Source organism: Amycolatopsis albidoflavus (assembly GCF_039525725.1).
GTDB lineage: Bacteria > Actinomycetota > Actinomycetes > Mycobacteriales > Pseudonocardiaceae > Amycolatopsis > Amycolatopsis albidoflava.
The window spans coordinates 273,998-295,398 of record NZ_BAAAHV010000005.1; the positions used below are offsets into that span (position 1 = coordinate 273,998).

At 71.0% G+C, this 21,401-nt stretch carries 21 protein-coding genes; 15 read left to right on the forward strand and 6 right to left on the reverse strand.

The annotated features are described in order from the left end of the window. The 9 genes from ABD156_RS05785 (at position 1) to ABD156_RS05825 (ending at position 7,449) form a co-directional block, all read left to right on the forward strand. Complete coding sequence (locus ABD156_RS05785) at positions 1-1,647, forward strand: serine/threonine-protein kinase (RefSeq protein ID WP_344268497.1); 1,647 nt, start codon at positions 1-3, stop codon at positions 1,645-1,647. A 70-nt stretch (positions 1,648-1,717) separates the two neighbouring features. Next, positions 1,718-2,023 (forward strand): hypothetical protein, encoded by a 306-nt coding sequence (locus tag ABD156_RS05790; RefSeq protein WP_344267465.1) that lies wholly within the window; start codon positions 1,718-1,720, stop codon positions 2,021-2,023. A gap of 19 nt (positions 2,024-2,042) precedes the next feature. Further along, positions 2,043-2,471 carry a peptide-methionine (R)-S-oxide reductase MsrB gene (gene msrB / locus ABD156_RS05795; protein WP_344267467.1) on the forward strand — a complete coding sequence of 143 codons (429 nt, stop codon included), beginning with the start codon at positions 2,043-2,045 and terminating at the stop codon, positions 2,469-2,471. A gap of 111 nt (positions 2,472-2,582) precedes the next feature. Continuing rightward, complete coding sequence (locus ABD156_RS05800) at positions 2,583-3,512, forward strand: TIGR04222 domain-containing membrane protein (protein ID WP_344267469.1); 930 nt, start codon at positions 2,583-2,585, stop codon at positions 3,510-3,512. Between the two features lie 98 nt (positions 3,513-3,610). Continuing rightward, entirely contained in the window at positions 3,611-4,558 is a 948-nt protein-coding gene (locus tag ABD156_RS05805; RefSeq protein ID WP_344267471.1) for a TIGR04222 domain-containing membrane protein, read from the forward strand. Positions 4,559-4,618: 60 nt separating this feature from the next. Next, positions 4,619-5,449, forward strand: a complete 831-nt coding sequence (locus ABD156_RS05810; RefSeq protein ID WP_344267473.1) for a TIGR04222 domain-containing membrane protein — start codon at positions 4,619-4,621, stop codon at positions 5,447-5,449. After that, positions 5,442-6,245 (forward strand): MbnB/TglH/ChrH family RiPP precursor modification enzyme, encoded by an 804-nt coding sequence (locus ABD156_RS05815; protein ID WP_344267475.1) that lies wholly within the window; start codon positions 5,442-5,444, stop codon positions 6,243-6,245. Before ABD156_RS05810 ends, ABD156_RS05815 begins: the two co-directional genes overlap by 8 nt. After that, positions 6,242-6,568, forward strand: coding sequence for an SCO6045 C-terminal-like domain-containing protein (locus ABD156_RS05820; RefSeq protein WP_344267477.1), 327 nt, complete (start codon positions 6,242-6,244; stop codon positions 6,566-6,568). Before ABD156_RS05815 ends, ABD156_RS05820 begins: the two co-directional genes overlap by 4 nt. A gap of 101 nt (positions 6,569-6,669) precedes the next feature. Beyond that, positions 6,670-7,449, forward strand: coding sequence for a TIGR04222 domain-containing membrane protein (locus ABD156_RS05825; RefSeq protein WP_344267478.1), 780 nt, complete (start codon positions 6,670-6,672; stop codon positions 7,447-7,449). 366 nt (positions 7,450-7,815) lie between these two features. On the opposite strand, the gene ABD156_RS05830 is transcribed toward ABD156_RS05825, so the two are convergent. The 4 genes from ABD156_RS05830 to hemE are packed head-to-tail and all read right to left on the reverse strand — an operon-like array spanning position 7,816 to position 12,417. Then, positions 7,816-9,183: a CoA transferase gene (locus tag ABD156_RS05830; protein WP_344267480.1), complete on the reverse strand. Its 1,368-nt coding sequence runs from the start codon at positions 9,181-9,183 to the stop codon at positions 7,816-7,818. A gap of 6 nt (positions 9,184-9,189) precedes the next feature. After that, positions 9,190-9,882, reverse strand: a complete 693-nt coding sequence (gene hemQ, locus ABD156_RS05835) for a hydrogen peroxide-dependent heme synthase (RefSeq protein WP_101434650.1) — start codon at positions 9,880-9,882, stop codon at positions 9,190-9,192. A 46-nt stretch (positions 9,883-9,928) separates the two neighbouring features. Continuing rightward, positions 9,929-11,338, reverse strand: coding sequence for a protoporphyrinogen oxidase (hemG, locus tag ABD156_RS05840; RefSeq protein WP_344267484.1), 1,410 nt, complete (start codon positions 11,336-11,338; stop codon positions 9,929-9,931). Further along, a complete protein-coding gene (gene hemE / locus ABD156_RS05845; protein WP_344267486.1) occupies positions 11,335-12,417 on the reverse strand; it encodes a uroporphyrinogen decarboxylase in 1,083 nt (360 codons plus the stop codon). The genes hemG and hemE overlap by 4 nt, the downstream gene beginning before the upstream one ends. Positions 12,418-13,022: 605 nt before the next feature. On the opposite strand from hemE, the gene ABD156_RS05850 reads away from it, so the two are divergent. The 3 genes from ABD156_RS05850 to ABD156_RS05860 all read left to right on the forward strand — a co-directional run bounded on the left by ABD156_RS05850 (position 13,023) and on the right by ABD156_RS05860 (position 16,322). Continuing rightward, positions 13,023-13,586: a DUF3000 domain-containing protein gene (locus tag ABD156_RS05850; protein WP_344267488.1), complete on the forward strand. Its 564-nt coding sequence runs from the start codon at positions 13,023-13,025 to the stop codon at positions 13,584-13,586. Between the two features lie 673 nt (positions 13,587-14,259). Then, positions 14,260-14,976: a response regulator transcription factor gene (locus tag ABD156_RS05855; RefSeq protein WP_033291604.1), complete on the forward strand. Its 717-nt coding sequence runs from the start codon at positions 14,260-14,262 to the stop codon at positions 14,974-14,976. A 71-nt stretch (positions 14,977-15,047) separates the two neighbouring features. Further along, positions 15,048-16,322, forward strand: coding sequence for an HRDC domain-containing protein (locus ABD156_RS05860; RefSeq protein WP_344267492.1), 1,275 nt, complete (start codon positions 15,048-15,050; stop codon positions 16,320-16,322). A gap of 251 nt (positions 16,323-16,573) precedes the next feature. Here ABD156_RS05860 and ABD156_RS05865 read toward each other — a convergent pair whose 3' ends face one another. Continuing rightward, a complete protein-coding gene (locus ABD156_RS05865; RefSeq protein WP_344267493.1) occupies positions 16,574-17,338 on the reverse strand; it encodes an IclR family transcriptional regulator in 765 nt (254 codons plus the stop codon). Between the two features lie 51 nt (positions 17,339-17,389). On the opposite strand from ABD156_RS05865, the gene ABD156_RS05870 reads away from it, so the two are divergent. The 3 genes from ABD156_RS05870 to ABD156_RS05880 are packed head-to-tail and all read left to right on the forward strand — an operon-like array spanning position 17,390 to position 20,290. Further along, entirely contained in the window at positions 17,390-18,172 is a 783-nt protein-coding gene (locus ABD156_RS05870; protein WP_344267495.1) for an SDR family NAD(P)-dependent oxidoreductase, read from the forward strand. A 37-nt stretch (positions 18,173-18,209) separates the two neighbouring features. Beyond that, on the forward strand, positions 18,210-19,322 hold the full coding sequence (locus tag ABD156_RS05875) for an NAD/NADP-dependent octopine/nopaline dehydrogenase family protein (RefSeq protein ID WP_344267497.1): 1,113 nt from the start codon (positions 18,210-18,212) through the stop codon (positions 19,320-19,322). Then, a complete protein-coding gene (locus ABD156_RS05880) occupies positions 19,319-20,290 on the forward strand; it encodes a 3-hydroxyacyl-CoA dehydrogenase NAD-binding domain-containing protein (RefSeq protein WP_344267499.1) in 972 nt (323 codons plus the stop codon). The genes ABD156_RS05875 and ABD156_RS05880 overlap by 4 nt, the downstream gene beginning before the upstream one ends. Positions 20,291-20,327: 37 nt before the next feature. On the opposite strand, the gene ABD156_RS05885 is transcribed toward ABD156_RS05880, so the two are convergent. Beyond that, positions 20,328-21,383 (reverse strand): tetratricopeptide repeat protein, encoded by a 1,056-nt coding sequence (locus ABD156_RS05885; RefSeq protein ID WP_344267501.1) that lies wholly within the window; start codon positions 21,381-21,383, stop codon positions 20,328-20,330. Positions 21,384-21,401 lie beyond the last annotated feature (18 nt).

Here is a 21,401-nt window from a genome sequence, read left to right on the forward strand (position 1 = left end):
CTGATCGCGGGGCACTACCGCCTTGTCGAGCACATTGGTAGCGGTGCCATGGGCGTGGTGTGGCGTGCCGTCGACGTGCGCCTGGAGCGGTCCGTGGCGATCAAGCAGATCCTGCCGCAGCCGGGCGTCTCCGAGGCCGAACGCGACAACATGCGCCAGCGCGCCATGCGCGAGGCGAAGAACGCCGCCCGCTTCCAGCACCCCAACGCGATCGTCGTGTTCGACGTCGCCGAGCACGGCGGCGACCCGTGTCTCGTCATGGAGTACCTCAACGGCCCGAGCCTGTCCGCGGTGCTGTCCGACCAGGGCACGCTGCCGGTCGGCCAGGTCGCACGGATCGGCGAGCAGGTCGCCGCGGCGCTCGTGGCCGCGCACCGCGCCGGGATCGTGCACCGGGACGTCAAGCCCGGCAACATCCTGATCGACGAAACCGGCACCGCGAAGATCACCGACTTCGGCATCTCCCGCGCGGCCGGCGACATGACGCTCACCCAGACCGGCCTCATCGGCGGCACCCCGGCGTACCTCGCGCCTGAGCTGGCTCGCGGCGCCGACCCAGTGCCCAGCTCGGACGTCTTCGCCCTCGGCGCGACGCTGTACCAGGCGATCGAGGGACAGACGCCGTACGGCAACACCACGAACCAGCTCGCGCTGCTGTACGCGGCGGCGAACGGCCAGGTCAACCCGCCGACGCAGGCCGGTCCGGCAACCGCGTTGCTGATGAGCCTGCTGCGCAGCGAGGCTTCCGAGCGGCCGAGCATGGCCGAGGCACGCGAGCGGCTGGCGTCGCTGGCGACCGGGGAACCTGCCGCGCCGCAGCAGTTGCTGTCGGGGAATCGCGGTCCGGGGAGCAACGGGTCCCGGCCGCCGTGGGCACGTTCCGGCGCTCCGGCGGCTGCTGCCGCGGCTGCGCCCAAGGCTCCGTCGAATCCGCCGCGGACGCCGACTGCGGCGTTCATGCCGATGAACGCGCCTTCGCGTCCCGCTCCCCCGCCGAACACGCCGCCGCGTGCGCAGCCTGCGGTGCGGCCTTCGCCTACTGCTGCTGCGCCGAACTACTCCGGTGCCGGGTCGGGGGCGCGGGTTTCGCCTGCTGCGGCGCGGAAGAAGAAGCTGGCGTTCCTCGTCGGCGGGGCTGCGGCGGTTGTCGTGGTGGCGTTGGTGGTGTTCCTGGTGCTGAGCAACAGCCGGGGCACGAGCGGGGGTTCGAATGCGCAGCCGCCGGGCAACCAGCCGCCCGCGAGCCAGACCGCTTCGCCCAGCAACGCGCCCAGCAGCTCCGCCAGCCCCGCGGGTCTGGGCAAAACCCCGTCGGAAGGCAAGATCACCGATTACGGTGCGGCTGGCCGCTTTCTCACCGACAGTTATTATCCGGCCCCCGGCCAAGGCTGGAACTTGCTGACGCCTGCGGCGCAAGCGGTCTACGGCTCGCAAGAGGCTTACGCGGCCTATTGGGCGGACGACGACAGCCACAAGGTTCAGGGGTACCGGAGCGCTCGCGCTCTGGGCTCCCCCAACCCCGACGGCTCGCTGGATCTGACGATGGAACTCAACGGCGTTCGCCGTCCCTATCACATCGTCATCATCGGCGGGCAGATGCGCATCGACAGCAACACCAAGGTGGATGCTCCGGCCTCGGGCACCTAGCGAGTTCCTCCGCGCAGTGACACTCGCCGCAGAGGTGGGTCCGGCGGGGCGAATAGCCTACCGTTGAGGCATGGCCGAGAACGGAGCTCTGCCGCCGGGCTGGAATCCTCGGTTCCACGAGGATCTGGTCGGGCTGGATCCGTACGACCCGGAGGCCCGTGCGTTCGCCGCTCATCTCGACCGGATGGAGCGCACCGGGCCGACTTTCACCGTCGAGGCGTGCCTGGACCAGGTCGCCGACTTCGCCGAGTCCAGCAGCCGCACCGGCGGGCTCCGCTACTGGGTGTCCGCGCTGGTCGTGGTGCTGATCGTGCTCGGGCTGCTGGTCACCGCCTGGGACATCGCGCTGCACACGGTCGCTTTTCTCTCCAGGTAACGTGGGAAGGGTGAAAGGTATGAAACCCGTCGTCGGCACCACTCCCCGCGTGGTGAAGTCCGACCAGGAATGGCGGGAGCAGCTGGGCCCCGAGGAGTACGCGGTGCTCCGGCAAGCCGGCACCGAACGGCCGTTCACCGGCGAGTACACCGACACCAAGACCACCGGCGTGTACGAGTGCCGGGCTTGCGGCGCGGAGCTGTTCCGCAGCGACACGAAGTTCGAAAGCCACTGCGGCTGGCCGTCGTTCTACGACCCGGCGGACTCGGACGCGGTGCTGCTTCGCGAGGACCGCACCATGGGCATGCGGCGCATCGAGGTGCTGTGCGCCTCGTGCCACAGCCACCTCGGGCACGTGTTCGAGGGCGAGGGCTACGCGACCCCCACGGACCAGCGCTACTGCATCAACTCGATTTCCCTGAAGCTCGTCGAGGAATCCGGCGACTGACGCTCGGGTCCCCCAAGACCGCCCTTCCCGTCCCGGGGAGGGCGGTTTTTCGTCCGGCGGCAACCCCGGCGGGGCAGGTAGCGTGGATTGTTCATCCGGAGGGGGTCCGTGATGGAGTGGACGATCGAACGCGCGATGCCGGCCGCGCTGATCCTGGTGCTGGCGCTGGTCTGCTGGTGGCTCGGGCTGCGCACCGCCGCCCGGTTGCGCCGCGGCAGGCATCCCGAAACCCGGCTGACGTCCGCGGCACAGGTCGCGTTGCTGACGAATGGCCCGATCCGAGTCGCCGAAACGACGGTCACCTCGATGCTGGAGCGGGAGCAGCTGCGGGCGGATTCCGTGGGACGGCTGTATCGCACGCCGACCGAACCGTCCGACGATCTGAGCCGGGAAGCCGCTGAGCTGGCCGGCACAGGGGTCGGGATCGCGACGGTGTTGCGCGGTCTCGTCTGGGGCGATGCGGTCCGCGAGCTGGTCGACGACCTGACCAAGCGCGGTCTGCTCGTCGACGGCCAAGCGCTGCAACGGGCGTGGAAGTGGACCGCGATCGAAGAGGCGGTGCTCACGGCGGCCGGGGTGGCCGCGTTCGTCGGCGGACTGAACGGCTTTGTGCTGATTTCGCTTCTGCTGCCGGGGTGGTTCGCGGTCGCCGCGCTGTCCCGTCGCCGGGCTGCCCGGTGGACCCGGCCGACCGATGCCGGACGCGAGGCTGCTGAAGCGGCGTGGCCGGACCAGAGCCTCATCAGCGGCTTGACGGGCAGCGTCGCGGTCGGCGGGCTTTCGAACCATCCGGATCGCGAACTGCGGGTCGCGCTGCTCCGCGGGCTCCCCGCGACCCGGCAGGCACGGGCGGCTGTCGCGGGTACCGGCGTCACGGGCGGGTTCGCCGGAGCAGGCGGGTACTGGACCGCGGGAGCGGGTTGCGGGTCCGGCTGCGGCGGGGTGGGCTGCGGGTCCGGGTGCGGCGGTTCGGGATGCGGGTCCGGCTGCGGCAGCGGGTGCGGAGGAGGCGGCGGGGGCTGCGGCGGCGGGAACACCTGAGCCGGGAACGAATCGGACATCAGCCGCGTCAGTTCTGCCGACAGCCTCCGGCATCGGGCCGGTTAGGGTTCCGGCAACGCGGAAAAGAGGGGGAAACCGTGGACGAACCGTGGGGCATTTCCGGCCCGCAATTCCTGCTGATCTACGGCCTGGCGCTGGCCGTCGTGCTGCTGGTGCAGCTGAGCTGGCCGTCGATCGCGCGGTCCCGGCGGCGGAACGCGCCCGTCGCCGTCGAGGCGCCGCTGCGCCCGGACGTCTACCAGCTCGCCTACCTGGCCGGCGGCTCGGACCGCACGGTCGACACCGCGATCGCGACGCTGCTAGAGCAAGAACTGCTGCGCGTGAGCAGCAAAGGCAAGCTGAGCGCGATCGGCAAGCGACCGGCTCGCAAGAGGCTGGAACGCGCGGTGCACGACGCCGCGCAGGGCGGCACGGCGACCGTTGCCACAGTGCGCAGGTTGCCGGTGGTCCGGGCGGAAGTGGACAAGATCCGCGAAGACCTCGAGCGGCGCGGGCTGGTGACCGTCGGCGACGGACTGGACCGCTTCCGCATCGGCGTTGTGGCGGTGTACGCGGCACTGTTGCTGATCGGCATCGTGCGCGCGGTCAACGGAGCGCAGCTGGACCGGCCGATCGGCGGCCTGATCGGGCTGCTCTTCGTGGCTGGGATTCTGACGCTGATCGCTTACACGTCCCGAAAGGGCACGCAGACGTCCCGGGCGACGGACGCGGGCCACGCGATCGTGGTGCGGGCTCGCGAAGACGCGAAAGCCGCGCAGGAGCGGCCTGAGGAGTTCGCCTCCACAAGCGGCAACGGCGGCGGAGCAGTGCTCGTCGGGGCCGCGGCGGTGGTCGCGCTCGGCGGGATCGCGCTGTATCCGGACGACGAGATGAGCACGGCGCTGCTCAGCGGCGGCGGGGGCGGCTGGACCGGAGGCGGCGGCTCGAGCGGCGGATCGTCGTGCAGCAGTGGTTCCTCGTGCAGCAGCGGGTCTTCGTGCGGCGGAGGCAGCAGTTGCGGCGGCGGGGGCGGCTGCGGCGGATAGACGCAACGAACCGCGCGGTCCGGGCGTCAGCAGGGTATCCGGACCGAGGAGGGAGACGTCGTGCACGAACCGTGGGGGATCTCCGGCCCGCAGTTCCTGGCGATCTACGGAGCGGCGCTGGCCTTGACGCTGGCGGTGCAACTGGCCTGGCCGCGAGTCGGGCCGAAAGCACCTGCGGACGTGCACCGGCCGCTCGACGTCTATCAAGTCGCCTACCTCGCTGGCGGGCACCACCGCACAGTCGACACGGCGATCGCGGCGCTGCTCGAACGCGGGTTGCTGCGGGTCGACACCAAGGGCCAGCTCACCGCTGTCTCCGGAGCGCCGACGGGGCCGGTTGAACAGGCGGTCTACGAGGCCGTGCGGAGTCGGCCCCGGACGGCCGCGACGCTGCGTACGGCGGAAGCGGTTTCCGCGCCGGTGCGGAGCATCGGGAACGACCTCCGCCAGCGCGGTCTGGTCGCGGTCGCTTCCGCTCGCTTCGCGACGGGCGTGGTTCTCGTTTACGTCGCCGTGCTCCTGGTCGGTCTGGCGCGCTGGGCGAACGGCTCTGCGCTGCACCGGCCGACAGGCGGGCTGACGGTGCTGCTGGCGGTCACCGCGATTCTCCTGGTACTGGCGGTGACCAGCCGCAAGCGGCCGAAAGTCCAGCTGACCAAGGCCGGGCGAGCGATAGTCGCCGCGGTGCGGACCGATCCGGCGGCCCGGCGGGCACAGTCCGGCGCGCTGCTCGCCGGGGCTGCTTCCCTGGTCGCGCTGGGCGGGTTCGCGCTGTATCCGGACCATGCGACAAGCTTGGCGCTGAAAAGCGGCGCGGGAAGCTCGTCCGGCGGCGGATCGTCCTGCGGCGGTAGCGGCGGATGCGGAGGCGGAGGTGGGTGCGGTGGCTGACCGGCTGGGGATCGGCATCGGCTGGCGGCCGGAACTGGACCTGTCGATCGCGCGGCTGCCGGGCGTCGACTGGGTCGAGGTGGTCGCGGAGAACCTGCACGCCCCGCATCTGCCGGAAAGCCTGCTGGCGCTGAAGGATCGCGGGATGCCGGTGCTGCCGCACGCGGTGTCGCTGTCGCTGGGCGGGGCCGAGCCGCTGGACACCGCGCGGGTGGAGCATCTGGCCGAGCTGGCGCGGGTCCTCGACGCGCCGTTGGCCAGCGACCACGTGTGCTTCGTCCGCGCGGGCGGGCTCGATTCCGGGCATCTGATGCCGCTGCCGCGCACTCGCGAGGCGCTGGACGTGCTGGTGGACAACGTCCGGCTCGCTCAGTCCATTGTGGACGTGCCGTTGGCGCTGGAGAACATCGCCGCGCTGCTGGAATGGCCGGAAAACGAGCTGACCGAGGAACAATTCCTCACCGAGCTGACCGAACGGACCGGCTGCCTGCTGATCATCGACGTCGCGAATCTGTACGCGAACGCGCGCAACGTGGGCACCGATCCAGTGGCGTTCCTGGACGGGATTCCGTGGGAGCGGCTGGCGTACGTGCACATGGCGGGCGGCGTGGAGCGCGACGGGGTTTATCACGACACGCACGCGCATCCGGTGCTGCCGGAGGTGCTGGATCTGCTCTCCGAACTGCGTCGGCGCACGGACCCGCCGGGTGTTCTTCTGGAGCGCGACGACGACTACCCCACCGATTCCGAACTCGCTGCCGAACTGGTCGCGTTGCGGACCGCGGTGACCCTGTGAGCCGGGAAGAACTGGCTGCTCGGCAGGCTGCGTTGCTGGACAGCCTGTTGACCGGGTCGGAGGCGCCGTCCGGCTTCGATGCCTCGCGGTTGCGCATCGAGGCCGACGTGCTGCTCGCCAAGCGGCGGCGGCTGGTGGCGTACCTGCGACCAGACCTGCCTGAGGCGCTGGGCTCGCGGTATCGGCCGTTGTTCGACGCCTACGCGGCGGAGCGTCCGAAGACGACTTCGATCCGGGCGCGCGAGTATGCCGACGCGTTCGCGGAGTGGCTCGTCGCCCGCGGTGACCTGCCCAAACCCCGGCGCAGATGGTTTCGCCGCTGAGCCCGTTCCGTTTTTGTCGGTGGTGGTAGTTACGCTGGCGACATGTCTGGTTACGGCGGTGTTGTCCAATCTCTGCCGGACCGGGAGGGAGGGAACCTGTCGTGAACGGATTCTGGGCTGCCTTGAGCCCGATCTATCTCGTCTACGCGGCCACCGCCGTGGGCGTGTTGAGCATTCTGGCCATGGGCAAGAACAACCTGGCCACGCAGGCGTCCGCGCCGGAGTCGGCCGCCGTGCCGCGCGATGCCTACGACGTCGCGTACTTGGCCGACGGACGGCCTCGGGTGGTGGAAACCGCGATCGCGGCACTGCTCTCGCGCGGCCAGCTGCAGGTCGGGCCGCTGGGCGAGGTCGCCGCCGCCGGTCCGCCACCGGCGTCGCCGCCGGTCGAGCAAGCCGTGCACCAGGCGGCCGGTCGAGGTCTCCTGGCGTCGTGGATCGCGCGGTCCTCGGCGGTCAAGGTTGCGATACGGACGCTCGAAACCGATCTGGTCCAGCGGCGGCTGGTCAGCCGGCGCAGGCCGTTGACGAGCCTCGGGTCCACGCTGACCGCGATCGCGGTGCTCGTGCTGGCGATCGGCGTGGCCCGGCTGGTCTACGACGTCGGCCGGTCTCACCTGAACGTCATGGTGCTGCTTGTTTTCATCGAGACCGGGCTGACGCTCTGGCTCTGTCTGGTCGGCAGTCAGCGGATCACCAAGACGTTCGGCGAGCGGACGGTCAAGTCGCTGCCGCCGACGACCGCTGGGGCGACGGTGCTCGCCCAGGCCGAACAGCAGGGTGCTGGGGGCCGTAATTCAGGACCGGCCGAGCTTGTCGCGTTGGGCGGGCTGGCGGCTTATCCGGACAAGCGGATCGCGGGAGGGCTTATGCCGATTTAGCCGGTGTGGCGCGAGCGGTGTTGGCTGGTGGGATTCGCGAGGCTGGTGACCGGCGCGGTGCCTGCAGGACTGGCGGTGCTTGCAGATCGGCGCGGTGCTCGCAGGCCGGGACGCTCGCAGACCGGGTGATTGCGGGATCGGCAGCGCTCACGGGACTGGCTGAACGCACGAAACCGCCGCGGCGCTGGCGGGCCAGGGCATCCGCGGACCTGCCTGCGCGCACGAGACCGGCGGTGCCCACCGGGCCGGTGCGGCTCCCACCGTCCGGTGGCAACTCGCTGAACTGGTTGCGCTCACCGGACTCGCACGGCGCTCACGAAACGGCTGCGCTCGCGGGACCGACAGCGCCCGCGAAACCAGCTGTGCTCACGGAACTGGCTGCGGCACGACCGGCGACCACACCGGGGTGTCCGCGCCAGGCTTGTGCGACGGGTGGTCCCAATGCGGCTGCGCACCTGGCAGCTCTCCGGCCATCCGTACCCGGGTCATCTGGCCGAAGTCGCTGTCGACCGTCTCGAGCACGTCCGTGTAGTCCACTTCGGACGGTTCCGGGTCCTTGCGGCCCAAGGAATCCAGCCACCGTCCGGTGCCGGCGAGGGAGAGGCGGGCGTGCCAGCTGCCGCCGTCGGTGACCGTGCGGCGGATGGCCGTCATGATCGCGGCGGCGGTCAGCCAGCCGGTCGCGTGGTCGAGGGCCTGCGCGGGCAGCGGCGCCGGAGCGTCGGTGGCGTACTCCTCGGCGATGCCGGACGACATCTGCACGAGGCTGTCGAAGCCGCGGCGGCGGGCCCACGGGCCGGTCCAGCCGTACGCCGAGAGGTCCGCCACCACGAGGCCGGGGCGCAGTTCGGCGAGTTGTTCCGGGCCGAGGCCGATCCGGGCGAGTGCACCGGGGCGGAACGACTGGACCAGGACGTCCGCGCGGGCGATGAGCTTCTTCAGCTTCGCGCGGCCGCCCTCGGTGTCGAGCGCGACGAAGGCGGAGCGTTTGCCTTGGCCGGTGTCCATGGTCAGCATGGGGATCCGCGGCAGGTGCGCGGCGCCGACGTGCAGCACGTTCGCGCCGTGCGCCGCTAACACGCGGCCTGCGACGGGGCCGGCGAGCACGTGCGTCAGCTCCAGGACGCGGACGCCGCCCATCGGGCGGTCCGAGTCGAACAGCGTGCGCTTTGGCGCGTCGCCGATTCGGTCCAGCTCGACCAGTGGCAGCTCCGCGACGGCCTGGCCTTGGGGATGCGCCAGCCAGTCCTCACGCGAGCGCATCAACGCTGCCGCGCCGCCCGCGGTCACCACGGCGGATTCGACCTCTGCCATGGATTTCGCGGCCACGGTCTTCGTCACCGCTTCGCGGGTCGCCGGGACGCCGAGCGCCCAGCAGACCGCCGCTTCATGCCGTGAGGTGTTGCAGTGCAGCTTGATCCAGCCGTCGGCGGCGCGGTAGTCGCCCGCGATGGGGCCCCATGGGCTCGGCGCGGGCTCGCCGTCGATACGCAGCAGCTGCTCGCTGCGGAACGCGGCCGCGGCGTGCCGGGTGTCGACCGACACGGTGCCGGGGTCGATGCCGCGCAGGCGAAGCAGTTCGCCGGCGGACAGTGTGGCCGCGGCGATGCTGGCGGTCGCCATGGCGGGGACCCGGAAGTGCCCGGGCAGCACGGATTCGTCGCCGGTCAAGGACACGGCGGGCAGCGGTTCCCCGGCGAGCGACTGCCAGGCCCCGGCGAGTACGTCCTGCACCGGCGGTTACGGCAGAGCCGCGACGAGCTCGGCGGGCGGCACCTTCGTGCCGGTGTAGAACGGGATCTCGACGCGCACGTGGCGACGGGCCTCGGTGTTGCGCAGGTGGCGCATCAGGTCGACGATCCGGTGCAGTTCGTCGGCCTCGAAGGCGAGGATCCACTCGTAGTCGCCGAGCGCGAAGGACGCGACGGTGTTGGCACGCACGTCCGGATAGTCCCGCGCCTCCTTGCCGTGGTCCGCCAGCATCTTGCGGCGTTCCTCGTCGGGCAGCAGGTACCAGTCGTAAGACCGGACGAACGGGTACACGCAGATGTACTTGCGCGCCTCCTCGCCGGCCAGGAACGCGGGCACGTGGCTCTTGTTGAACTCGGCGGGCCGGTGCAGCGCGGTCTGGCTCCAGACCGGCGTGGACGCGCGGCCGAGCGGCGTGCGCCGGAAGCCGGTGTAGGCGGCCTGGACCTGCTCGATCTCCTCGGCGTGCCACCAGATCATGTAGTCCGCGTCGGCACGGAGGCCGGACACGTCGTACACGCCCCGGACGACGACGCCCTTGGCCTCGAGCCCGTCGAGGTACTCGGCCGTCTCACGGCCCGCGGCGCCGCGGTCCTCCCCCAACTTCCCCGGTTCGATCCGGAAGACCGACCACGTGGTGTAGCGGATCGTGTCGTTGAGTTCGTTGTAATTCAGCCGCGCCATAGCTCCATCCTGGCACTGCCCGCACGGCGATCGCCATGGGGCTCCGTCACACGAAGAGCTGCTCCGCGATCCGCCGGGCGGCGGCATCGGCCGTGGCCACGCAGGCCGGCAGGCCGACGCCGTGCAGCGTGGCGCCCGCCACGGCCAAGCCTGGGATGTCCGCCACCGCGGCCTCGATCCGCGTGACCCGCTCCAGGTGCCCGGTGCCGTATTGCGGGAGGCCGCCGCCCCAGCGCGTCACCAGGGTGTCGATCGGCTTCGCGGTGACCCCGGCGAGCCGGGCCAGATCCGCGCGGACCGCCGCGACCAGCGAATCGTCGTCGCCGTTCAACGCGCCGGGCTCGCCGAACCGGCCGACCGAACCGCGCACCAGCACCGGGCCGGGGCCGCCGAAGTGCGCCCACTTGTTCGACGAGAACGTGAACGCCTTCGACGCGTACGGCACGCCTTCCGCGTCCCGCTCCCCCGCGCCGATGAGGATTCCGGACGCGTCGGGCAGCTCAGTGCCCGGCGGGAACGCGAACGCGACGACCGCCATCGACGCCAGTTCGACCTCGCCGAACGCGGTCGAAGCCGCCGGGACGACGCCGTCGAGCAACTTCCGCGCGGCCGGGGCGGGCACCGCGAGCAGCACGGCGTCCGCGTCAACGGGACTGTCTGCGGGCGCGTGCGCAGGGGCGGCGGCACCGAACTCCAGACGCCAGCCGGACGGCGTCCGCGTGAGCGCGCGGATCGTCGACGAAGTGCGCAGTTCAGCTCCGGAGAGCTCCAGCAGCCGGTCGAGCAATCCTCGCAAGCCTCCGGTGAGACTGCCGAAAACCGGTGCGGTGCCCGGTGTTTTCGGCAGCAGCGAGGAAGCAGCCTCGGTGAGCGAACCCGCGCCGCCTTCGATCGCGTTGGCCAAGCCGGGCATCGTCGCGCGGAGGCCCAGACCGTCGGCCCCGCCCGCGTACACGCCGCCCAGCAGCGGGTCGACCAGCCGGTCCACCAGCTCGTCTCCGAACCGCGTGCGCAGCAGCGGCCCGAGCGGCAGGTCACCGTCGCCCAGCTCGACTGGGCCGAGCGAATGTTCCTTCTCGACCGCGCGCAGCCCGTCTTCAGACAGCACGCCCGCGACGGAATCCGCGGACGCCGGGACTCCCATCACGGTGCCGGGCGGCAGACTCTGCACCGAACCGCCCGCGTGGATTTTGGCGCGCGCCTTCGTCGGATGCACCAGGCGATCGGCGAGACCGACCTCCTCGACCAGCGAAACCATCTCGGGCCGCCGGGCGAGGAACGCTTCGGCTCCGACGTCGTAGCTGACTCCGCCGACCTCCGCCGTGCGCAGTTTCCCGCCGATCGCGGCCGTGCTCTCGAAAACACTGATCGTGACCCGGTCGCCGAGCAGTCGGCGCAACCGGTACGCCGCGGCCAGCCCGGAGATCCCGCCGCCGACGACCGCGACGTGTTTCACAGCGAGTGCACCAGGTCGACGACGCGCTTCAGCACCTCCGGGTCCACCCCCGGCAGAACGCCGTGGCCGAGGTTGAACACGTGCCCGCGAGCCGCGCGGCCCTCCTCGACGATCCGGCGCACCTCGGCCTCCAGGACCGGCCACGACGCGTACAGCAGCGCCGGGTCGAGGTTGCCCTGCACCGACACCTTGCCGCCGAGCCGGCGGACCGCGACGTCGAGCGGGATCCGCCAGTCGACGCCGACGACGTCCGCGCCCGCCTCGCGCATCGCGCCGAGCAGCTCCCCGGTGCCGACGCCGAAGTGGATCCGCGGCACCTCGTACTCGCCGGCCACCGCCAGCACCCGGGCCGAATGCGGCAGCACGAACTCGCGGTAGTCGCGCTCGGACAGCGCACCGGCCCACGAGTCGAACAGCTGCACCGCGTCGACGCCCGCGTCAAGCTGGGCGCGCAGGAACGTCGCGGCGATGTTGGCCAAGCGCGCGGCGAGGTCGTGCCAGACCTCGGGCTGCGAGTGCATCAAGGCCTTGGTGTGCTCGTGGTTGCGGCTCGGGCCGCCCTCGATCAGGTAGCTGGCCAGCGTGAACGGCGCTCCGGCGAACCCGATCAGCGGCGTCTCGCCGAGCCGGTCCACCAGCAGCCGGACGCCCTCGGCGACCTTCGCGACCTGCTCCGGTTCGAGCTTCGGCAGCGCGCGCACCGCGTCCGCGTCGCGGATCGGCGAGGCCACGACCGGGCCGGTGCCGGGGACGATGTCGATGTCGAGGCCGGCTGCCTTGAGCGGGACCACGATGTCGCTGAACAGGATCGCCGCGTCGACGCCGAGCCTGCGGACCGGCTGCATCGTGATCTCCGCGAGCATCTCCGGGTCGAAGCACGCGTCGAGCATCGGGACGCCCTCGCGCAGCGCGCGGTACTCCGGCAGCGAACGGCCGGCCTGGCGCATGAACCACACCGGGACGTGCGCGGGCCGCTCGCCGCGCGCGGCGGCGAGGAAAGCCGAGCCGGGCAGGGCGCGACGGGGCGAAACGGACGGAGCGCCGACGGGCGCGGACGAAACCTGAGGCACGACCCCCATGGTCCCACGCGGGTCCGACAGTCCTGGGCCGCCCCGTGCCCAATGAGCCCCGACGCCTCCGCCGGTGACCGTGTCCGCCGCGGGATCCCGCGCGCCTCGGCACCGGATTCGGCAACTCCAGCCCAGCCTCAATGCTGTATCCGCCGCATTCGATGCACTTGGCATGGCATTCACTGCGTGTGAGGAACGAATGTGGTGTTCGCTGCGCCGCACGCATTCAACGTGGTGGTGGGCGCGCCTCGGGTGGGGTTGGGTGCGTGCCGTGCGTCCAAAGCAGCGTTCAGGCATCCGGCGCACCCCATCTGATGCGCTGTCGGCTGCGTGCGAAGCAACCGACGTGGCGTTCCCCGCACTCCAGCGCGGCATTCGGTGCGAGCGAGGCAACCAATGCGGCATTGGCGACGTCTTCACCACCGACACGCCACGACCAGCCCGGCCGCTGCGCAACGACCCACACTCGCCGCGCAGGACCTCGCCGACGGCGCAGCGGGAGCGGCCACGGCAGGAGGGACGGAGGGCGCCCGGAGCCGTCCGCCGGGTCGCGGGTGGGTCTCGCTCGGCGCGCCTGCGTCCGCAACGGGGCGTCGCCGCCCTACAGTCGGTGCGTGACCGCGATGACGCCAGTGCCCGATCTCTTCCGCGAAGCCGTCGCGGCGCTGCAAGCCGTCCGGCCGCGCCCGGAGATCCGCCTGGAGACGATGCGCGCGCCGCAGCGGCTCGCGCCGTGGTCGTACGCGTTGAGCTGCGAGGTCTCCGGACCCGCCGACGTCGAGGCGTCCGGCAGGCTGGTTCTGCTGCACGATCCGGAGGGCCAAGAAGGCTGGGACGGCGTGATGCGGCTGGTCATGTACGTGCGCGCCGAACTCGACCGGGAACTCGCCACGGACCCGTTCCTGCCCGCGGTCGGCTGGTCGTGGCTCACCGACGCGCTGGAAGCCTCCGGCGCTTCGTGGAAGGCGCTCGGCGGCACGGTCACTGAGACGTCCTCAGCTCGCTTCGGCGACATCTCCGGCCCGGCCCGCACCGACGACCTCGAACTGCGCGCCTCCTGGACCCCGACCGACGCCGCGCTCGGCCCGCACGGGCTCGCGTTCTGCCAGGTGATGGCGAGCGTCGTGGGGCTGCCGCCGGTGGGCGTCACGCTGTTCGAGCAGCGCCAGAGCTCCTGATTTCCCAAGTTCACCCGGTCGGGCAGCCTCTTCGCGGTGCCTGCACGCGCACGAACGCGCCTTCCCGGGCGGATTCGCGCCCGCCCAGCTCTCCGCCGGGATCTTCGGCGGGGCTTCGCCGGCGCCCGCCGCCGACCGTCCATCGTGGACCGCGGCGGCCGCTGCTCCGGATGCCGCACGTTCGTGGCCGGGCGCGATCACAGGCAGTGAACCCCCGGTAACCAGCCTCGACGCGGTTCCGAGCCCCTTTTCAGCACCTCCGCCACGACGCCGACGGCCGGGCCGAGCGCGCGGCAAAACGTGAAAGAAAATGATCTTGCCCCGGCCGAGGCGCATTTCCGGGTCCGGGCCGCCGGGGCGGCGGCCCGGCTCCGCCAGCACCCGCAGGTGCACGGGCCATCTGCACGCCCGTTTCAATGCCGGTAACTCAGGTGCATCGCGGCCGGGTCGCCAGTCGTTAACAAGACTCCGATCGTTAGTCCGATCGTGTTACAACGACCTCGCTGAGTGACGAACTGTTTCGGATAGATACCCATTCGATCCCCCCGCAACGGCGTCCGGACGGCTACAGTGCCTGGGACGACACCACTTTCGGTCTAAAGCTGGCGCGGCTGAACGGCCGAAGGTCCCGGTGCCGGTCGGGGGGCACGACCGACTCCAGGGAGGTAGTGACGTGGCTACCGTCGGCTTATCTCAGGCCGTCCGATCCACGCCAGCCGGTGCTTTGCCGGCGAGCATGGTTCCGCACCCGCGGGAAGAGCTTTTTTCCGTGTTGGTGGTCGATGACCACCCGCTGTTGAGGGAGGCAATCGCAGCACGACTCGCACAGATGGGTGCGGGCACTGTCCACGAGGCCGCCACGGTGGCCGAGGCGAGGGCGCGAGCACAGGCCACCGGCCCGTGCGACCTGGCGATCCTCGATCTCGGACTGCCGGACGGCAGCGGCATCGAGCTGGTTACGGAACTCCGTAGCCACGGCTGGCCGCGCGTGGTGGTCCTGGCATCCTCCGACGACCCGTACGCGGTGCGCTCCGCGTTCCAGGCCGGAGCTCAGGCGTACCTGCTGAAGTCGGCGTCGCCGGTGGTAGTCACCGACGGCGTGCGCCGGGTTCTCGAAGGCGGCGTCTACGCGGATCCGAGCGTGGCTCCGGTCCTGGCGACCGGCACGCGAGTGGCGGGCACCGACAACACCCCGCGCGAGCTGTCGGCTCGCGAGGTGGAGGTGCTCCAGCTCGTCGCGGACGGGCAGTCGAACAAGGAGATCGGGGAGGAGCTTTCCCTCTCCGCGCTCACCGTCAAGTCCCACCTGTCCCGCATCGGGCGCAAGCTCGGCACGGGCGACCGGGCGCAGATGGTCGCGCTGGCGATGCGAGCCGGCGTGATCCGCTGACGACGACGAACCACGTCCCTGCGGGGCGGGCGGACCAGGCGCGGTCCGCTCGTCCCGTAGGGTCGTCGGACATGGGAACTGCACAGGCGGACGGAGCCCGGACCGGAGACGAGACCACCGAGAACTCCGGTGCCTCCGGAACGCCGGTGCTGCTCCGCGAACCGGCCGAAGGCACCCCTCCGGTGGTGACCGATCCCGTCGCGCTCGCCGAGGCGTGCGCGCGGCTCGCCGCGGGCACGGGAGCCGTCGCCGTCGACACCGAACGGGCGTCGGGCTACCGGTACTGGCCGAAGGCCTATCTCGTCCAGCTGCGCCGCGAAGGCTCCGGCACGGTGCTGATCGACCCGATCGCGCTCGCCGACGACCTCGCCCCGCTGCGGGACGTCCTCAACGACACCGAATGGGTGCTGCACGCCGCGTCCCAGGACCTGCCGTGCCTGGCGGAACTGGACCTGCGGCCGCTGTCGCTGTTCGACACCGAGCTGGCCGGACGGCTGGCGGGGTACGAACGCGTCGCGCTGGGCACGCTCGTGGAGCTGCTGCTCGGGTACACGCTCGAAAAGGGGCACAGCGCCGCGGACTGGTCGAAGCGGCCGCTGCCGATCGACTGGCTCAACTACGCGGCTCTCGACGTCGAGCTGCTCAACGAACTGCGCGCGAAGCTCGAAGCCGAGCTGGCGGCGCAGGGCAAGCTGGAGTGGGCGCAGCAGGAGTTCGAGGCGGTCCGCACCGCTCCCCCGCCCGCGCCGCGCGCCGAACCGTGGCGCCGGACGTCCGGGGTGCACAAGATCCGCAGCCCGCGCGGCCTCGCCGCGGTGCGGGAGATGTGGCAGGCCCGCGACGAACTGGCCCGCAAGCGCGACCGCGCGCCGAGCCGGATCCTGCCGGACAGCGCGATCGTCAACGCGGTGACCTCAGACCCGAAGACAGTCGAGGAACTGCAGGCGCTGCCAGTGTTCAGCGGACGCGTACAGCGCAAGTACACCGCCAGCTGGCTACGGCACCTGCAGGCAGCGAAAGCGCTGCCGGCGAGCGAACTGCCAAGCCCGAGCCAGCCCAACGACGGCCCGCCGCCGGTGAACCGCTGGGCCGACAAAGACCCCGACGCCGCCGCCCGCCTGGCCGCAGCCCGAGCCGCACTGGCCGCGATCGCCGAAGACCGCAAACTGCCGGTAGAAAACCTGCTGCTGCCAGATCTCGTCCGCCGCACCTGCTGGCGCCCCCCGGCTGACCTCGCGGAAGACGCAGTGGCGAACGCCCTACGGGCAGGCGGGGCACGCCCGTGGCAGGTCGAGCTGACCGTGGCAGCCCTGAGCAAGGCCTTGCACAGCACCGCTTCCGAATAACGGCCGGTTGGTCTAGACCTCAAGTCGAGGTTTAAACCTCCGGACACGAGCCCACGACTTCCGCAACCAGACCCAGCCCTGACCGCTCACTCGCCCACCACGCGGGATCGCGCCGGCGTTTGGGGGCTGCCCGGCGTGACAGGCCGAAGGCCCCTCACGCCGGGCAGCCCCCAAACGCCGGCTAAAAGCGATCCCGCACGCGGCGGCGGAGCCGACGCCAAAAAACACAGCTGGTGACCTACCCCGCCAAATCAACCCCGCCGACGAACCGACCTGCGATAACCAAGCGACCGCCCCACCCCCGTAGCCGTCGTAACCACCGCAGGCACCAGATGCGCCACCGACGTCGTCTCCCGACGCCCCACAACCGCGACCGCCGCAGTAACCCGGCCGGAAGCATCGCGGATCGGCGCGGCAACGGCTACTGCGTCGTCGGCAAGCTGACGATCCGCGACGCAATAACCAGTACGGGCAATCTCAGCGAGTTCGCCGCGCAAGGTCTCCGGGTCAGTCGTGGTGTGCTGAGTTTCCGCCGCAATCGGGCTAGTCAGCGCAGATTCGCGAGTATCGGCGGCAGCGTGCGCGAGCAGCACCCGACCGGTCGCGGTGGTACTCGCGGGCAGACGGCTGCCAGTCGTGGTGAGGATTCCTACCGAACGGTGTCCGGCCAGCCGGGCCAGGAACACGACGTCAGTTCCGTCCAGCACCGAGAGGTGCACGTTCTCGCCAGTCGCGTCGAACAGGTCGCCCAGATACGGCAGAGCGATGTCGCGAATCGAGGCCCGGGCCAGCGAGAGCGAGCCGAGCTCCCACAGTTTCAGGCCGAGGTGGTAGCCGCCACGATCATCACGGGCGAGCGCACCCCATTCGGTCAGTTCGCCGACCATGCGGTGCGCAGTGCTCAACGGCAGGCCCGCGGCCTGGGCGATCTCGGTCAGCGAGAGCACCGGCGTCTGCGCGCTGAAGCAGTCCAGCACCGACAGCAGCCGCGCCGCCGCGGTGGGTCTCGCTTCCATGTGGCGGAAGTCTGATTGAGGCCGGACCGCGACGCAAGCGACACTGCGCACGTGGGTCGGCCAAGCGAAGAACACAGCGAGTCGGTTTTGATCACGGGCGCGGGATCGGGCCTCGGGCTGGGAGCGGGGTTGACGCTCGCGGCGCGTGGGCACCGGGTGTTCGCCACGGTCGAACGGGACGATCAGGTCGAACCGACGCGGGCGGCGTTCGCCGAGCGCGGGCTCGCCGCGGAGGTCTCCCGGCTTGATCTGCTCGACCCGGCTGATCGTGAAGCGGCTGCGGGGCTCGACGCGTCGGTTCTGCTCAACAACGCCGGATTCGGTGCCGAAGGACCGCTCCTGCGCACGGATTCCGCGGTGGTGCGGAAAACGTTCGAGGTCAACGTCTTCGGCACGCTCGAGTTGACGCGGCTGGTCGCCGACCGGCTCGTCGCGGCCGGGCGTGGCGGGCGGATCGTGTTCGTCACGTCGGTGGCGGGGCTGTTCGTCGCTCCCGGCGGGGGTGCGTACGGGGCCAGCAAGTTCGCCCTCGAAGCCATGGCGCAGGCGGTCCGGCGGGAGTTGCGACCGCACGGAATCGAGGTACGGGTCGTCGAACCTGGGCCGTTTTCCACTGGGTTCAACGAAAAACTCGTGGAGAACGCGCCTGCTTCGGAACACGACTTTTCGGATTTCCTCGCCATGCAGCGCGATCCGGCCCCGGCGGTCGAGACGATCGCGCGGGTCGCGGTCGAATCCGGGCCGTACCGGACGATCGTCCCGGGCGAGTTCGGCGGGATCGTGCGCGAGCAGCAAGATCAGTTGTGGGGCGAGACCGACCTTGTCGACCCGTGAGAAAGTGCGACAGCACATCAGTACTAGACAGGAGCACATGACAGTGAAGATCGCGGTTCTCGGGGGCGGGCACGGTTCCTGGGCCACGGTGGCGGAACTCGCCGAGCACGGCCACGAAGTGCGCTGGTGGCGGCGGAACGCCGAGGCGTTGGAAGCGTTGCGCGCGACCGGGGCGGTGGGCGTCCGGGATTACCGGGGTTCCCGTTCGGTGCCGGTGGGCGACGGCGCCGGGGAGATCAACCCGGTGGCGGATCTCGCCGAGGCGGTGCGCGGCGCGGCTCTGATCGTGATCCCGCTGCCGTCGACCACGCACGACGACCTGGCTCCCCGGCTCGCCCCGCTGCTGACCGAGGGCCAGGTGGTTTTCCTGCCGCCGGGCACGTTCGGTTCGATGGTGTTCGCCAAGGCCGTCGCCGCGGCGGGCGGGAGTCCGGAGATCGCGTTCGCCGAAGCCGGGACGCTGCCGTATCTCGCGCGTCGGCACGGCGACGCCGAAGTGGTGATCAGCGGGTACGCGACCCGGCTGCCGACCGGGGTTTTCCCGTTGCGGCTGGCGGAAAGCGCGTTCAAGACGCTGCGCGAGGCGTACCCGAGCATCGAGGACGCGGGCGACGGGCTCAGCGGAGCGCTGATGAACGCGGGCCCGATCATCCATCCGCCGCTGATCACGATGAACGCCGGTCCGCTGGAGCATTTCGCCGCCTGGGACATCCACAACGAGGGCACGCAGCCGTCGATCCGCAGCGTCACCGACGCGCTCGACGCCGAGCGGGTCGCGCTGCGCGAGGCGTTCGGCTATGGCGCGCCGCACTTCCCGCTGGCCGATCACTACGCCACCGACGGCGAGGAGTGGATGTACGGCCGCGCGGCGCACGAGCGGCTGACCGACAGCGGCGACTGGCGCGAGAAGATCGACCTCCACACGCACCGCTACATGGTCGAAGACACCCGGCTCGGGCTGTCGCTGCTGGTGTCCGCGGGCCGGTGGGCCGGGGTGCCGACGCCGGTCGCGGAAGGCCTGCTGGCTTTGGGTTCCGCGATCACCGGCCGCGATTTCTACGCTGAAGGACGGACGTTCGAGAACCTCGGCCTGGCCGATCTCGACCGCGCCGGGCTGACCAAGCTGCTGCAGGACGGAGTCCAGTCGTGATCGCGATCGTCGGCGCCGGGCGGATGGGCGAGGGCATCGCGCTGGCCTTCCTCGCGGCGGGCCATCCGGTGTTGCTCGCGGACGTCAAAGACCGCACCGAGGAAGAACGCCAGCTCCGGCGCGACGAGGTCCGCAAGCGCCTCGCCGACCGGCTGCGCGCGATGTCCGGCCACGCCGACGCGCTGGAAAGCCTGACGCTGGGCGACCGTTCGGCGAAGGAACTCGCCGACGCGACCGTGGTGTTCGAGGCCGTGCCGGAGGTCATGGACGTCAAGCGCGAGGTGTTCGGCTGGCTCGGCTCGCAGGTGCCGGCGTCGGCGGTGCTGGCCTCGACGACGTCGACCTTCCTGGTCACGCAGATCGCGGAACTCGCCGACCGGCCGGAGCGCGTCGTCAACGCGCACTGGCTCAACCCGGCCGAGCTGATGCCGCTGGTCGAGGTCAGCCGGAGCGACGACACCGACCCGGCCGCGGTCGAGCGGCTCGTGGAACTGCTGCGCGAAATCGGCAAGGTGCCGGTGGTCTGCGGGCCCGCCGCCGGGTACATCGTGCCGCGGCTGCAGGCGCTGCTGATGAACGAGGCTGCGCGGATGGTCGAGGAAGGGGTGGCCGGCGCCGCCGAGATCGACCTCGCGGTGCGCGCGGGTCTCGGCCCGCGGTTTTCGGTGCTGGGCCCGCTGGAATTCATCGACTGGGGCGGCGGGGACATCCTGTACTACGCCTCGCGCTACCTGACCGGCGAACTCGGCGAGCGGTTCCAGGCGCCCGCGATCGTCGAGGAGAACATGACCGGCCAGCGGCGAGGTCTCCAGGACGGAGCCGGGTTCTACCGCTTCGACCCGGCCGAGGTGCCGAACTACCGGGCAGCGCGGATCCGGGAGTTCGAGGAGATTTTCCGGCTGCGGGAACCGCAGTTGCGGGACGGGACGCCGGTTCCGGTGCGGCCGGAAGACGATTCGACGGAGTGATTTTCGGTTGGCGGCCGCGGGTTCAGGCCCGCGGCCGTCAGCACTCCGCAAGCCATCCGGCCGCCTGGGCGACGCGCGGATGGGCTTCGCCGAGGATTGCTTTGAGCCCGGCTGTCACGGATTCCAGCTCCGCCGCCGCACCCGCTCGGTCGCCGCGTCGGGCGGCGACTCGGGCCAGCGTCGCGCGGAGGCCGAGCACCATCGGATGTCCCGCTGGCCAGGCACCAGCGGCCAGCACCGCCCGCGCCGATTGCTTGGCTCCGTCCAGATCGCCGCTTTCCACGCAGGCTCGCGCGAGCGTGGTGCGGAGGGTCAGCGCACCTCGGCCTCGCGCTTCGCCCAGTGCCTGGCGGAGCAGGTCGGCTGCCTCGGGCGCTTGCCCGGCCAGCAGGAGAACGGTTGCCAGAGACTCGCCCAGCTCTGGCCGCTTCTCGAACAGCTCGCGCAGCGGAGCGATCGCCGCCTCCGGATCTCCGATTTCGGCTCGCACCACCAAGAGGAGCGCGTCTCGTTGCTCGTCGGTCTCACCGAACGCGTCCTCGGCTGACAGCAGTTGTTCGGCCGTCTCGTACCGGGCCAGCGCGCGCAGCATGACGACCTTCCGGCGTCGTCCGGCTCTCGTCCGGGCGTGCGCCGGGCCGAGTTCGGCGGTGCAGTAGTCGACGTGCGCGTCCAGCACCGCGAGCGCGTCTTCGTACTGCGCTGCCACGCCGTAGGCTTCCGCGAGGAGCAGCTGGGTTTTGAACGTCCCCGGCTGGCGCGCGCCCCAGGTTGCCTCGAACACCTCCGCGGTGCGTTCCAGCAGCGGGATCGCCTCCGCCGGACGGGCCTGCGAAGTCTGGCAGTACGCCAGATTCGCCCACGCGGCAAGGGTGTCCGGCCCACGCGGACCGAATTCTTCCGTCAACGCGGGCACGAGATCCGCGTAGTGCCGCTCCCCTGCCGCCCAGTCCTCGTTCTTGAGCAGCAACTGGCCCAGCAGGAGCCGCCGACGCAGGTTCGGCGCGCTCTTCGGGTTACGCGCCTTCGCGAGGGCGGCCTGCAGTGCGGCGATCTCGTCGACCGGCTCTGGCTTCGTGCGGAAGAGTCCCACCTGGACAGTCTGCCCGCC